The sequence below is a fragment of the Lachnoclostridium phytofermentans ISDg genome (assembly GCF_000018685.1).
In the GTDB taxonomy this organism is placed as follows: Bacteria; Bacillota; Clostridia; order Lachnospirales; family Lachnospiraceae; genus Lachnoclostridium; species Lachnoclostridium phytofermentans.
Genome location: NC_010001.1, coordinates 3599794 through 3612494, shown reverse-complemented (window position 1 = coordinate 3612494; position 12701 = coordinate 3599794). Strand labels below are relative to the sequence as shown.

Genomic DNA, 12701 nt, shown 5'->3' with positions numbered 1-12701 from the left:
AGGAAAGGAATATGCAATTGCATATAGGGGTGAAGTTTATGGTATCATTATGTTGGCTTATCGTTTTAGCCTTATTGCTTGCCATAGAAATTGCGACCCTTGGACTGACTACCGTTTGGTTTGCTGGTGGTGCTCTTATAGGTTTCATTGCATCATTGCTCGGAGTGGACTTCTGGATTCAGATGATTCTATTTATACTGGTATCTCTACTGCTTTTATTTTTTACAAGACCAGTTGCAGTCAAACATCTGAATAAAAGCCGAGTGAAAACGAATTATGAGGGACTCATTGGAAAAGTTGTTAAAATAACACAACAGGTTGACAATGACAATCAAACAGGGGAAGCATTAGTCAATGGCCAAGAATGGACCGTACGTTCTGAAACAGATGGTGTTATCTATGAACCAGGAACGAAGGTTAGAATTGTTAATATTGTTGGTGTGAAACTAATTGTAACAGAATATAGGGAGGAGAATTAATATGGGTAATGCACAGATTTACCTTTTAATAGGGCTAGGAATCATTATTTTATTAGTATTAGCATCTTGCGTAAAGATCGTACCTCAAGCGTATGCCTATGTAGTAGAACGTCTTGGTGGATATCAAGGAACATGGAGTGTTGGTGTACACTTAAAAGTTCCACTAATTGATAAAATCGCAAGAAAAGTTGTTTTAAAAGAGCAGGTTGCCGATTTTGCACCGCAGCCAGTTATTACAAAAGATAACGTAACAATGAGAATCGATACCGTAGTATTTTTCCAAATTACTGATCCAAAGTTATTTGCATACGGTGTTGAAAATCCGATGATGGCAATTGAAAACTTAACAGCAACAACACTTCGTAATATTATCGGTGACTTGGAATTGGATGAAACATTAACCTCACGTGAAATTATTAATACGAAGATGAGGGTATCTCTTGATGCGGCTACTGACCCATGGGGGATAAAAGTAACTCGTGTTGAGTTAAAGAATATCATTCCTCCAGCTGCAATTCAGGATGCAATGGAGAAACAGATGAAGGCAGAGCGTGAACGTCGTGAGTCTATTTTAATTGCAGAAGGTCAGAAAAAGTCCGCAATTCTTGTAGCGGAAGGAAAGAAAGAATCTGTAATCCTAGAGGCTGAAGCTGATAAAGAATCTCAGATTTTACGCGCGGAAGCTAAGAAAGAAGCTACTATTCGCGAAGCAGAAGGTCAAGCAGAAGCTATCGTAGCAATTCAAAAAGCAAATGCAGATGGTATTCGTATGTTAAATGAAGCTAATCCAGGGAAGGGTGTTATTCAATTAAAGAGTTTAGAAGCATTTGCAAAAGCTGCAGATGGTAAGGCTACAAAGATTATTATTCCATCCGAAATTCAAGGAATGGCAGGACTTGTTAAGAGCCTTACTGAGGTTGGTGCGAAAGACGAACTGTAAAATAATTTCTAATTAAGAAATTGTATCAAAGGAGCATGTTATGACCAGTGTACTAATCTTAGAGGATTGTAAGCAAAATGCAGAGGCGTTGGGAGCAATCATAAAAGAGAGTAAGCTGGACTTACATGCTCTTTTTGCATACACTTACGATGAAGCAATTAGAATACTAAAAAGTGAAGTTAAAATAGCATTATTTCTTTTGGATATTAACCTAGATGCATTTGAGAAAGAGAATAAACAAGGAATTTTATTTGCTAAAAAAATAAGAGAGATACCATTCTATGCGTTTACACCGATTGTTTTTATCACATCAATAGCAGAGCTAGAATTAATATCTTACCGTGAGACTCAATGTTATTCATACTTGGTTAAACCATATGAAAAGAATCAGGTACTCGAACTTTTATCAAAATTAGCGATGGAAAAAACCCCGATGAAAAGAGAGCAATTAACCGTCAAAAAGGCTGGAGTTAATTACCGAATTCACATTGAAGATATCATCTGTATTGAGGCGATTCCAAGAGGAGTGAGTCTTTACTTAAAAGAGGAGATATTAGATATTAAGTATTTAACGATAAGACAACTGTTAGAGAAGCTTCCAAGTGAGCAGTTTCTTCAATGTCATCGTATGTTTGTTGTAAACACCGATTATATTGACTACGTGGATACTGTAAATCAATTGATAAAGCTAAAGGGCATTCATAAAACAATAGAGATAGGGATTACCTATAAAAGTAATATGAGGAGATGGATGAATGAATAATATTACAATATTTAAATCACTGGCCATTCTATTGATCGTATTGATTGTTCTTTTAGCTATATATCTATTATGGAAGCAAAAGTTAATGATTTATCTAAAACAGGAAGATGAACTGCGGTTGTATAAATTATATGTAAAGCCTTTGGAGGAATTTATTAAAGAAATACGAGCAAGGCAGCATGAGTTTGACAACCACTTAAATGCCCTCCTAAGTATGCATTTAACCATAGATAATTATGAGGAGCTTGTCAAATCACAGGCAGAGTATATTAGGGAGCTTATATCCTTACCAGAACATAATTATCAAGGGTTGCTAAAAATCAGTAACAAAGTGTTAGCGGGGTTTTTGTATAGTAAAATTATAGCTTCACCCCCGAATGTTCAAGTTGAATTGATTGTGGGGAGCAAAGATATCTTTACGAATGTGCCGGAGATGGATGCAGTAGAAGTACTTGGAACTTTGATTGATAATGCTTTTGAAGCTTGTGGTAAAGAAGAAGGAAACGTAAAAATCTATCTAACCTCCGAGGATGACCGCTTAATTTTTATCATTAAGAACCGCCATGAAAAGATTCCAATCAATGAACTATCTAGATTTTTTGAGCGTGGTTACTCTACAAAAAATACGAAGGAGAGTCAAGGATATGGTTTATATAATGCAAATCGCATTATGAAGCATTGGGGCGGGGATATCTATGTGGAGAATGAAATAATTCTTGGAGAAAATTATGTTAGCTTCCATGTTGAGTTCTAAGTTTTGAAATTAAATCTTCAAAAGCTCTATAAATGAAGAATAAACTATCGGCTTTTTAATAGTTAATTTCGAAAATATTAAAAGGTGAGGGAATATATGAGAACCACCACAATAGGAAATGTGTTGGCTTGTAAATTCCCTCTTTCTTTTATTCTAAGGAAAAGTTTGCAAAGCATTATCTTGTTTTATTTGGTTTTAATATAATCTTAGCTTTAATATAATTTAGCTTTGATATCTTTTTAATTTTTATAGGTATTATATTACTGTTTCAATATGATAAGTTTCTAACCAATCATTTATCATTAAGAGGTATGCTAGTGTTTGCGGACCAGCCATAAGTTGGCCATACCATGGTTTCCCATAATCAGATGGAGTATGAAGGAAGGAATCCAGTTTTTTCTTATCAATAAATGAAACGATTGGTGAAGAACTATCATTCATTACTTCTAATAATTGTGTAGCAACTAAGGATTCATATCCTGGATCATAGGTTTTTGGATAAGGAGATTTCTTTCGCCAGAGAATATCATCGGGTAACAAACCGCTACAACTCATTCTTAATAACCCTTTTACGATGCCATCCGGAGCTTTCATAGAAAATGGAACATTCCATAGATACTCAATGATTCTTATGTCTGCAAAAGGTACTCTAGCTTCCAATCCACTATACATACTGGTTCGATCCATACGATCTAATAAGGTTTGCATAAACCACTTAAGATTCAGATAAGAGATTTCTCTAAGTCTTCTTTCGTCCTCGGAATCTTCTGCGAGATAAGGTGTTTCACTCACTGTTGTTTCATACGCATTCTGAACATATTCGTCCATATGAAGACACTGAAGAAATTCATCCTTTAATAACTGCTTTCTTGCACTTAGGTCTCTTGACCAAGGAAAGGAATGAGATTTTTTGGCCTCCTCACTATGAAACCAAGGATAGCCTCCAAAGATTTCATCTGCGCATTCCCCTGTCAGAGCTACTTTATCATATTGTTTGACGAGAGAACAAAAATGTAGGATAGAGGAATCGATATCCGCCATAGCTGGCAAATCTCTTGCAAGTACGGAATCATGTAGTCGCTTCGCTAACATAACATTATCACATTCTAGAAGATGATGATTGGTGTTAAAATGCTCCGCCATTTTCAGTGCATAAGGCAGATCTCTTGATGGCTGAAATTTATTAGCTTTAAAAAATTCTTCATTGTTCACGAAGTCAAAGGAAAAGGTGTCAAGTTGCTTATTCTTTTTCTTTAATTCATTTGCACAAACTGCAGTTACAATACTAGAGTCTATCCCACCTGAGAGAAAGGTACAGATTGGAACATCACTGACCATCTGGCGGCGTATCGCATCCGTAACTAGGAACCCAGTTCGTTCCATGGTTTCTTCATAAGAATCCTCGTGTGGCTTGCTCACCAGTTTCCAATAGAGTTCTTTCGTAAAACCACTTTGGTTATAGCAAACCATTTCCCCTGGTAAAACTTCCTTGACCTTATCAAAAACACCGCATCCAGGGGTTTTGGCAGGACCGATTGAGAATATTTCATTTAACCCTTCGCTCGTAACTTTCGGTGTAAATCCTGGGTACTCAAACAATCCTTTTATCTCAGAGGAAAAGATTAAGGTATCCTCATATAAAGTATAGAATAAAGGTTTTACCCCAGCTTGATCGCGGAAGAGATAGAGGGAATTCTTTGCAACATCAATGATTGCATAAGCAAAGATACCATTCAGTTTTTTTACGAAATCAGGTCCATTAGCAATAAAACCAAGTAGTATGACTTCAGTATCACAAGTCGTTTGAAAACTCATGCCTTGTTGTTGCAACTCTTTTTTTAATTCCTCTGCATTATATATTTCGCCATTGTATACGATGACGTACGTCCTTTCTCCAAAAGAGCGTAGCATTGGCTGTCCGCCTGAAACCAAGTCAATGATGGATAGACGCGCATGAGCCAAGCCTATGTGTTCATTCAGATAGATTCCCTGTTCGTCCGGACCGCGATGATAAAGACGTTTGGTCATGCAATTTAAAATTGTTTTATAGTAGGATTCTTTCTCTAAGTAGTTTTGTCTAGGATGATAGAAACCAGCAATTCCGCACATGGTATGTAACCTCCCGATAGCAAGTTCTTTTTATTGTCACATTAATTTATGTAATGAATAGAAAATGTGTGCATAGAAATAGTCAGACATGTAAATTTGAATGTTAACTTATTAACAATAATCGGTAAATTTTAGTAATATATATTACTTTAAGTGTATAGATATACATCTTAAATTCTGGTGAAGTGATTTAAAACAAGGAATTGCTTGAATGTAAGTTTACAGTGCTATGGACAGAATAGCACAAATATGCTATTATATAAAACTTGTAATTAATACTGGATTTTTTTAACCCGATGGTCTATAATAACCAATGATATCAAATTAATTGTTATTTATTTAACATGTGTTTCTTAACTGTTTCTTGCTTAAGGTTAGAAATTCATGTAGAATAACTACATAAAATCCAGGCAAAACGGATGAAAAAATTGTTAGGAGAGATGGTATGTACAAGATTACTAAAAAAGTGCTTCTAGCTTCCAACATCTATTTAATGGATGTAGAAGCTCCACGTGTTGCTAAGAGCTGCTATCCAGGTCAATTTGTGATTGTTAAGATGGATGAAAAAGGAGAAAGAATTCCACTAACCATTTGCGACTATGATAGGGAAGAAGGAACTGTTTCCATCGTATTTCAGGCGGTAGGTCCATCAACTCAGATGATGGCTAAGTACGAGGTTGGTGAATACTTTAGAGATTTTACAGGCCCACTTGGTTGTAAGTCTGAATTAATTGACGAACCAGTTGAGGAGTTAAAAGAAAAGAAGATTCTCTTTGTTGCCGGTGGTGTAGGTACTGCTCCGGTTTATCCGCAGGTAAAGTGGATGAAGAGTATTGGATGTAATGTAGATTGCATTATTGGTGCACGTAGCAATGATTTCATCATCTTAGAAGATCAGATGAAGGAAGTTGCAGCAAATGTATATGTAGCAACAGATGATGGCTCCTATGGGTTTAAGGGAAATGTAAATGATATGATCAAAGAGTTAGTACAAAATCAAGGAAAATCATACGATCTTGTCATTGCAATCGGCCCAATCATCATGATGAAATTCGTTTGCCTATTAACGAAAGAACTAGGAATTAAGACTGTTGTCAGTATGAATCCTATTATGGTAGATGGTACTGGTATGTGTGGCGCATGCCGAATTACGGTTGGTGGTCAGGTAAAGTTTGCTTGTGTTGACGGCCCTGAGTTTGATGGTCATTTGGTTGACTTTGACGAAGCAATGAAGAGATCGCAGATGTATAAGACCAAGGAAGGAAGAAAAGAGCTTCGTGAAAAAGAAGGCGATACTCATCATGGCGGATGCGGATACTGCGGCAGCGAGGAATAGGGGGAAAATCACATGGACGTATTAAAAAGAGTACCGGTAAGAGAGCAAGAACCTAGTGTCAGAGCGAAAAACTTTGAGGAGGTTTGTCTTGGATATAATAAAGAAGAGGCTATGCTTGAGGCAACGAGATGTTTAAAATGTAAGAACCCAAAGTGTGTTTTAGGATGTCCAGTTAGCATTGACATTCCTGGCTTTATTAAAGAGGTGGAAGCTGGTAACATTGAAGAAGCTTATCGAGTAATCAGCACATATTCTGCATTACCTGCAGTTTGTGGCCGTGTTTGTCCTCAGGAATCCCAGTGTGAAGCTTTATGTATTCGTGGCATTAAGGGAGACCCAGTATCCATTGGTAAATTAGAACGTTTCGTTGCAGATTGGTCAAGAGAAAATGGAATTAAACCGGAACCTCCAAAGGAGAAGAAGGGTAAGAAAGTAGCGGTAATTGGTTCTGGCCCTGCTGGTTTAACCTGTGCTGGTGATCTTGCAAAACTTGGCTATGACGTAACTATTTTTGAAGCACTTCATGAGCCAGGCGGTGTTTTGGTATATGGTATTCCAGAGTTTCGTTTGCCAAAATCAACTGTAGTAGCGACAGAAATTGAGAATGTTAAAGCTCTTGGTGTTAAAATCGAAACAAACGTAGTAATTGGAAAATCAACCACGATTGATGAATTATTTAATGAGGAAAGCTTTGATGCTGTATTCATTGGTTCTGGTGCTGGTCTGCCAAAATTCATGGGTATTCCTGGTGAGAATGCAAATGGTGTATTCTCAGCAAATGAATACTTAACAAGAAGCAATTTGATGAAGGCGTTTGATGAATCCTATGATACACCAATTGTCTCCAGTAAAAAGGTAGCAGTTGTTGGCGGTGGTAATGTTGCAATGGATGCTGCAAGAACTGCATTACGTCTTGGGGCAGAGGTTCACATTGTTTATCGTCGTAGTGAAGAAGAACTTCCAGCAAGAGTAGAAGAAGTACATCATGCAAAAGAAGAAGGAATCATATTCGATTTATTAACAAATCCAACAGAAATTCTTGTAGATGAGACTGGATGGGTGAAAGGAATGCGCTGTGTAAAGATGGAACTTGGCGAGCCAGATGCATCCGGAAGAAGAAGACCAGTAGAGGTACCAGATTCTGAATTCGTATTAGAGCTTGATACTGTTATTATGTCTTTAGGAACAAGTCCTAATCCACTCATTTCTTCTACAACCGAAGGTCTTAAGATTAATTCTCATAAATGTATTATCGCAGAAGAAACTGACGGCAAGACCACAAAAGAAGGTGTATATGCCGGTGGTGATGCTGTAACAGGAGCTGCAACTGTTATCCTAGCAATGGGAGCAGGTAAGGCGGCAGCGAAAGGAATTGATGAATTTTTATCATAAATTATAAGTAGCGATATATTTTATCATGTGATAATAAATATTTATAACAAGGAAAAGTTCTCGAAGTGTGTATTTTCTTGTTCATGATAAGTGAATTGGATTGCGAATTTATCGTGTATTAAAAAACTGGGGAAACCAAAAATTCTAAAGTGAAGCTATGCTTCATGCGATAGACTTGGTTTCCCCAGTTTTTTCATTCATGACAAGAAAAAGATCACAAAACATACTATTTTGAGTTTCAGAAGGTATAGACTTATCACTATTTTCTGATAGACACAAGAATTTAAATTAAATAGAAAATTTATTAGAATCGATAAATATGTCGAGGTAATTGAATATTTCCTTTATTATGAACAAAATGAGCCATAATATTCGCTTTTCTAATACTTATAACGTAATATTTTGCGAAAATCTGTAATTTTATAATTGAAAGAACTTGGTAATTATGTTAGTATATATCTGATAAGGTAATTTTATAAAGGTACGGATTTTGAGGTTACGTATTAGAAGACAGATTGTAACACAATAGAAGACATATTGTGTAGAAAGGAATGCTCCGTAGAAAAACAAGGAGTCATAAGCGTGATTTCTTGTATGAAATATAACTCCAAGAGAGCATAAGAATAAGAATGGGAAAAAGCAGATTGCTTCAAATTGTATTATCAGCGATGAATACAACTTCTACAGATACCGAACTTATTTTAATGAATACAACTGCAGATACGACCGTTAATCAGATAGACATTGGGTCTGGGCGGAATTTATTATATATTTTACTTGTGACAATTGTGGTGTTTTTGATTTTTTTTCTTTTATTGTTTGTGAATATAAGGAAGCGAACCAAGGCAGAGAAAGCTGCTATTAATGTAAATCAGAAACTAAAAGAGAGCAATAAAGAATTAGAAAAGGCATTATCAGAGGTTACTGCAACCAAAGATGCATTACATAGTAAATATGAAGAACTGAAAAAGAGTAAAGAAATCGTGAAACGTATGGCGTATTCCGATTATTTGACATCGCTGCCAAATCGGCTTGCATTTGTTGAACTATTGGATGGTATCATGGCGACAATACGTCAGAATGAAATCGTTGGAATCTTAGATATCGATATTGATAATTTTAAAGACATCAATGATACGTTAGGCCACTCCTATGGCGATGAGATGTTAATTGATGTGATGCATCGCTTAGAAGAACTCATCAAAGAAAATGATTATTTATCAAGAATCGGTGGAGATGAGTTTGCAATATTAATTCAGAATCTAACAGATTTATCAGAGTTAGAAGAAAGAATTTTGGAAGTACAGCAAATTTTTGCAACACCATTTCGAGTTGCAACGAGAGAATTTTTTATTACGGTCAGTATCGGAGTTGCGATTGCGCCAAAGGATGGTAAGACAACACAAAGCCTTGTAAAGAATATGAATTCTGCTATGTACGAAGCAAAAGAACGTGGAAAAAATAATTTCTGTTATTATGATGATTCAATTAATCTTAAGATGATGCAGAAGTTAGAGATGCAATCAGAACTTCGTAAGGCAATCGAAGAGAATCAATTTGTTGTATATTATCAGCCGCAGATTAATCTGGTAAATGACCGTGTGGTTGGATTCGAAGCATTAGCCCGTTGGCAACATCCAGAGAAGGGAATTATTGCACCAATTGATTTTATTCCACTTGCTGAAGATAATGGAATGATAGTTGCAATTGGAAAGAAGATGCTTTATGAGTCTTGTATGCAGCTGCGTTCGCTCCAAGAGAGTGGTTATCGTGATATCGTGATTGCTGTGAATTTGTCAGCGAGACAATTTAAGGACAAAGATTTTCTCCCTATGGTATATGAAATACTGGAGGAGACGAAAGCAGATGCAAGAGGTTTGGAATTTGAAATTACAGAGACCGTTGCGTTAGATGATCTGGAATTTTCAATTTCTACGATATCAAAACTTAAGGAAATCGGTATTACTTTCGCATTAGATGATTTCGGGACAGGATACTCTTCTTTAAATTACCTAAAGCGATTACCAGTGAATAATTTAAAAATTGACAAAAGCTTTTTAGATACGATATTAGAGAATAATTCTGATCAAAAGATTGTTCATACGATGATTGATCTAGCAAAACATTTAAATATTGAAGTGATTGCAGAAGGTGTGGAATTATCGGAACAAGAAAAATTCTTAAAAGAAATCAACTGTGGAAAAGCGCAAGGATATTACTACGGTAAGCCTGTACCTAAAGAAATAGCATTTGAGATACTGAAGAAATTAAATAGCGAAAATTCGTAGGAAACAGGCAGAATGTCTTTCCTTAGATTTGGAGGAAGCATATGAATTATCGTTTGGGGAATAGGTTAAGTAAGATCATTGTTTGTAGCCTTGGAATTTTATATCTAGCATTCTTAGCACTGGACATCTTTGGAGGTCCAGTGATTGTGTCCTCGATTATAAAGTTTACATCGATTGTGTTATGCTTTGTTTTGACAGTGATAAGAACACTATGTTATCAAGCAATAGCAGATCGAATCTTATTAAATATTGCCTTTGTATTTACAGTAATAGCGGATGTTTTTTTATTATTTACAACAAAATTTCAATATGGAGTTATTGCATTTTGTATCGTTCAGCTAATTTATTTTTATCGTATGTTCAGCTTATCACGGTATTCACTTCGTATGGAAAATCGTGTTCATAGAAGTAGACATGAGAAAGGCTTCTTAAATTTCTTTCTTCACCTTGCTACAAGAGTATTTGTAAGTGCTGTAGTTATCGTTGTCTTGCAACTTAATGGTTTTGTTTTAGATCTACTCTTATTCGCAAGTGTATTCTACATCGTGAATTTTGTCGGAAACCTCATCTTTTTAATCCTTCTATATCCAAAGAAGCATTATATGAATGGACAGATTCGATATGGTTTATTTTGCCTTGGAATGGTACTCTTTTTCTTATGTGACATACAAGTAGGGTTATATAATCTGCCTATGTATCTTTCCAATAAATCAAAGGTTTTGGATATCTTAGTACAAATAGCGGGCGTAGGAATGTGGGCCTGTTACCTACCAGGTCAGGTAGCAATTAGTATGAGTGATGCGAAGTATAACAGAAGTACCAGAGGTTCATTTATTTAATTTGTTGAATTTTAATCAAAAATTTCTACAATCGCAATGGAAACTTGCGATTGTTTTTTTTATCTACTTTTGGTACGATTAAGCTACCATGATGGATATACACCCACTTTTGGCTTTCGTAGTAAATCAAAGTAGAATCTTATTTAAATTTCATTTCTTTAAAGCAAAATAATCATTACGAATGAATCAAAATATTTTGCTATTAAAGTCTAAAATTACATTATCGTAAATTACCCCAATTTCTATTCGAACCTCAGTCTGTGTACTAAAGAATTCAGCAAAATGCATTTTGTGGTTTTGCCACTTAATGTTACATAGCAAGGAAAAGCTTGCGATGGTTGCTTTTCTTTATTCAAAAAATTTAAATCTTTATATAGAAATATGAAGTTCATTTTGAAAGTTCGTTTGAAAGCTTATTGAAAGTTCATCTGAAAACTTATTATGAAAGTTTTTTGAGGATGGCTTTCTTGGAAATTCATTGAAATTTTTTTGAAAGTTTATATTTATTTTTATTATCTAAGGTTTAAATTTCGAATTCTTAATTTGATAAATTTATGTGAAGTTCAAAAGTGGAGATAACTCATGGAAATCAAGGAAAGGAGATGTTCTAGGTGTCTAATTTAATGTCCTATGAAAACTTCCTAAACTATATGAAGGAGGAAGTGAAAAAACGTCTAGGAGAAGGATATGAAACTGATTTAAATCAGATTCGAAAAAACAACGGTTTGTTACTAGATGGTCTTATGATACGTTGTAATACGGATAAGATAATGCCAAGTGTTTATTTAAATCCTTATTACGAGAATTATCAAAAGGGTCAGTCTGTAACTGACATAGTAGATGAGATAATAAAAGCTTATGATGGAGCGAGAGAGGAGACGGGAAGGATTGCGATACCAGCTCGAATGGAGTTTGAGGAAGTAAAATCAAGGATAATCTATCGGTTAGTAAATTATGAAAAAAATCGGTTATTATTACAAAACATCCCGCATTACCGCGTTTTAGAATTTGCAGTTACCTTTCATTGCTTAATCAGAAGGGATGAAGAGGGTATTGGAAGTGTTCGAATTACAGAAGAACATCGAAAGAACTGGGGCGTGTCCGTAGAAGAGTTACGAAATGTGGCTATGGAAAATACTAAAAAGAACTTTCCAGCTCTCATACGACCTATGGAAGACATTGTTTATGATGCAATTAAGCATGAGTCATGGACACCAAAAAAAGAAGTAGAAACCTTACCAACCAATTTCAATTCATCTATGTATGTTTTAACGAATAGTTGTGGAATTAATGGTGCTAGTTGCTTGTTATACCAAGGATTACTGGAACTCTTTTATAAACAATTAGGATCAGATTTTTTCCTTTTGCCATCCAGTATCCATGAGCTAATTTTAGTACCAGTCGGAGAAGATAGGGATAGAGAACACTTGGAGGAAATGGTAAAAGAAATTAATCAGACACAGGTTGCGATGGAAGAGATTCTTTCGGATACCGTATACAGCTATGAATCGATAAGAGATGGATTGTTAGATTTGGGTACTTGATAATTTGTTTATTAGTTCTTAATGTAATTCAGTCTAGAAAAGCGGGAACAAATATATATTCCTAAGATACGCTTTGTATCTTCATAAGGAATTTAAGATTTGTTCCCGCTTATATTATAATTTAACCTCATCAGGTAAGTTCTCCGCTTCTATAAGCGGGGGTAAGGACTTGCATGTTTTAAAATGCCACGTAGTGGCAATGAGGTAGAGCTGGTAGCGTAAGCTAATTGCGAATATCCGCTTGGACTTCAACACGA

General features: G+C 35.5%; 10 protein-coding genes. 9 read left to right on the top strand and 1 reads right to left on the bottom strand.

Annotation, left to right across the window (positions count from 1 at the left end; genetic code table 11):
* Positions 1 to 38: 38 nt before the first annotated feature.
* Genes CPHY_RS15215 through CPHY_RS15200 form a run of 4 tightly spaced genes read left to right on the top strand, consistent with a single transcriptional unit; the run spans position 39 to position 2936 of the window.
* Entirely contained in the window at positions 39 to 479 is a 441-nt protein-coding gene (locus tag CPHY_RS15215) for an NfeD family protein (protein WP_012200948.1), read from the top strand.
* Between the two features lies 1 nt (position 480).
* A complete protein-coding gene (locus CPHY_RS15210; RefSeq protein ID WP_012200947.1) occupies positions 481 to 1419 on the top strand; it encodes an SPFH domain-containing protein in 939 nt (312 codons plus the stop codon).
* Between the two features lie 40 nt (positions 1420 to 1459).
* Entirely contained in the window at positions 1460 to 2182 is a 723-nt protein-coding gene (locus tag CPHY_RS15205; RefSeq protein ID WP_012200946.1) for a LytR/AlgR family response regulator transcription factor, read from the top strand.
* Positions 2175 to 2936, top strand: a complete 762-nt coding sequence (locus tag CPHY_RS15200; RefSeq protein ID WP_012200945.1) for a sensor histidine kinase — start codon at positions 2175 to 2177, stop codon at positions 2934 to 2936. Before CPHY_RS15205 ends, CPHY_RS15200 begins: the two co-directional genes overlap by 8 nt.
* A gap of 255 nt (positions 2937 to 3191) precedes the next feature.
* Here the strand turns inward: CPHY_RS15200 and asnB are convergent, their stop codons facing one another.
* Positions 3192 to 5045, bottom strand: a complete 1854-nt coding sequence (asnB, locus tag CPHY_RS15195) for an asparagine synthase (glutamine-hydrolyzing) (RefSeq protein WP_012200944.1) — start codon at positions 5043 to 5045, stop codon at positions 3192 to 3194.
* Positions 5046 to 5490: 445 nt separating this feature from the next.
* Here asnB and CPHY_RS15190 point away from each other — a divergent pair, with 445 nt between their 5' ends.
* From CPHY_RS15190 to CPHY_RS15170, 5 genes are all read left to right on the top strand, one after another.
* A complete protein-coding gene (locus tag CPHY_RS15190; protein ID WP_012200943.1) occupies positions 5491 to 6381 on the top strand; it encodes a sulfide/dihydroorotate dehydrogenase-like FAD/NAD-binding protein in 891 nt (296 codons plus the stop codon).
* 12 nt (positions 6382 to 6393) lie between these two features.
* Positions 6394 to 7773 (top strand): NADPH-dependent glutamate synthase, encoded by a 1380-nt coding sequence (gene gltA, locus CPHY_RS15185; protein WP_012200942.1) that lies wholly within the window; start codon positions 6394 to 6396, stop codon positions 7771 to 7773.
* A gap of 629 nt (positions 7774 to 8402) precedes the next feature.
* Complete coding sequence (locus CPHY_RS15180; protein WP_049762398.1) at positions 8403 to 10061, top strand: putative bifunctional diguanylate cyclase/phosphodiesterase; 1659 nt, start codon at positions 8403 to 8405, stop codon at positions 10059 to 10061.
* Between the two features lie 41 nt (positions 10062 to 10102).
* Positions 10103 to 10900, top strand: a complete 798-nt coding sequence (locus tag CPHY_RS15175; protein ID WP_012200940.1) for a hypothetical protein — start codon at positions 10103 to 10105, stop codon at positions 10898 to 10900.
* 611 nt (positions 10901 to 11511) lie between these two features.
* A complete protein-coding gene (locus CPHY_RS15170) occupies positions 11512 to 12444 on the top strand; it encodes a DUF5688 family protein (RefSeq protein WP_041703717.1) in 933 nt (310 codons plus the stop codon).
* Positions 12445 to 12701: the final 257 nt, after the last annotated feature.

What these genes read in the sequence shown, in the direction of transcription:
- CPHY_RS15190 (WP_012200943.1), top strand. Translation starts at nt 5,491, where the DNA reads ATGTACAAGATTACTAAAAAAGTGCTTCTAGCTTCCAACATCTATTTA.
- CPHY_RS15215 (WP_012200948.1), top strand. Translation starts at nt 39, where the DNA reads ATGGTATCATTATGTTGGCTTATCGTTTTAGCCTTATTGCTTGCCATA.
- asnB (WP_012200944.1), bottom strand. Translation starts at nt 5,045, where the DNA reads ATGTGCGGAATTGCTGGTTTCTATCATCCTAGACAAAACTACTTAGAG.
- CPHY_RS15210 (WP_012200947.1), top strand. Translation starts at nt 481, where the DNA reads ATGGGTAATGCACAGATTTACCTTTTAATAGGGCTAGGAATCATTATT.
- CPHY_RS15180 (WP_049762398.1), top strand. Translation starts at nt 8,403, where the DNA reads ATGGGAAAAAGCAGATTGCTTCAAATTGTATTATCAGCGATGAATACA.
- CPHY_RS15175 (WP_012200940.1), top strand. Translation starts at nt 10,103, where the DNA reads ATGAATTATCGTTTGGGGAATAGGTTAAGTAAGATCATTGTTTGTAGC.
- CPHY_RS15200 (WP_012200945.1), top strand. Translation starts at nt 2,175, where the DNA reads ATGAATAATATTACAATATTTAAATCACTGGCCATTCTATTGATCGTA.
- CPHY_RS15205 (WP_012200946.1), top strand. Translation starts at nt 1,460, where the DNA reads ATGACCAGTGTACTAATCTTAGAGGATTGTAAGCAAAATGCAGAGGCG.
- gltA (WP_012200942.1), top strand. Translation starts at nt 6,394, where the DNA reads ATGGACGTATTAAAAAGAGTACCGGTAAGAGAGCAAGAACCTAGTGTC.